The organism is Vibrio sp. Vb0888 (genome assembly GCF_033338835.1).
Taxonomy (GTDB): domain Bacteria; phylum Pseudomonadota; class Gammaproteobacteria; order Enterobacterales; family Vibrionaceae; genus Vibrio; species Vibrio alginolyticus.
On sequence record NZ_JAWOTL010000108.1, the window covers coordinates 1 to 1,490 of the forward strand.

Below are 1,490 nucleotides of genomic sequence, written 5' to 3' on the forward strand. Positions count from 1 at the left end.
CACTGACTTTCTTAAAGTCCATTAGCTTTATCTTTTATGTATTGGCTCAACAGCTCTCTTTGCTCAGAAGTTAAGAATGGTGGTCTTCCTATTCTTGGCTTTTCTTGCCGTCCTTCCAGCCCTTCTTCAAGAAAGGTTTAAACCTACTTATTGACACTGGTTCGGCTTATCTTGAGAAACTTGGGCGATTTGGGTGCGTGAGTACCCATCTTTGAGATGAGCAAGGGCCAGCAGGCTCATTTTTATCTGAATGGCCTCAATTGGATCATATTTTTACTTAGATTGGTATTAGGCTTGGGCTTCGCTCTGAGGAGAGTAGAACGGGGAGGTTTCTAGATAATATTGTTGGTGAAGTCTTCGAATTTTAGAGCATAAAAAAGCAGCCCTAAGGCTGCTTTTTAAATATGGGGAGAATGGAATTAGGCTTCAGTTTGTTCTCTTTGTTCTGCTAAAGAGCTTTGAGCTAGCTTTTCATCTTCCATCTTTTTTTCTTCAGCTTTCGCCTTTTCAATCATTGGTGTAATGGTTGAGCCTTGAATCAGGATAGAGAACACCACAACCGAATAGGTCATTACAAGGATGATCTCTTTTACATCGATCAGCTTGTCTTGAACCACCCAAATCCCTGATGGAATTGAAAGTGCCATTGCTAGCGCTAGGCCGCCACGTAGGCCACCCCAAGTCAGAATTTTTACAGACCATGAGTTATATTTTCTGTAACGTTTAAAGCCTATGTATGAGATAAAGACGCTGAGATAGCGAGAGGCTAGCACCAGAGGGACTGCAATTGCCATCATTATCCAGTCTTCTTCATGGAATTTAAATAGCAGCATCGACATACCAATTAATAGGAATAGCACGCCGTTTAGGAACTCATCTACTAACTCCCAGAAGTGGTCTAGGTGGTCTTCACTCTCTTTAGAGAAGCCAATAAAGCGTGTCCAGTTACCGATCATAATTCCCGACACTACCATTGCAAGTGGGCCTGAAACATGAATGTACTCAGCAAATGCGTAACCTGCTGTAGGAACACCGATAGTAAGTAGTAGTTCCATTGAGTGATCGTCAGTAGCACTGATTAGGTAGTGGAATACTAAGCCCAATAGAAAGCCATAGACGATCCCGCCAATCGCTTCTTGGATGAAGAGTAGAGTGACGCTACCGACTGTTGGTGCTTCTGAGCCAAATGCAATGGTGAAAAGCGTGACGAAAATAACCAAGCCGAAGCCATCATTGAATAGTGACTCCCCTTCGATCTGTGTCGAGATACGTTTAGGTGCATCTAACTTTTTAACGATAGCTAGAACGGCAATCGGGTCGGTAGGCGAGATTAATGCGCCAAATAGCAAGCAGTAAACCAAATCAAACTGTATGCCGATCAGCATACAAAGGCCATAAAGAACAAAGCCGATGAAGAAGGTTGAGAACAGGGTTGCTCCAAGAGCCAATACCGTGATTTCCCACTTTTGATCTTTTAAGTTGGGTAGCTT

At 43.0% G+C, this 1,490-nt stretch carries 1 protein-coding gene; it reads right to left on the reverse strand.

What is annotated here, in order from left to right:
- Positions 1 to 419: 419 nt before the first annotated feature.
- Positions 420 to 1,490 (reverse strand): sodium:proton antiporter (locus R7P72_RS24220; protein ID WP_318110857.1); only part of this gene is annotated, 1,071 nt, incomplete at its 5' end.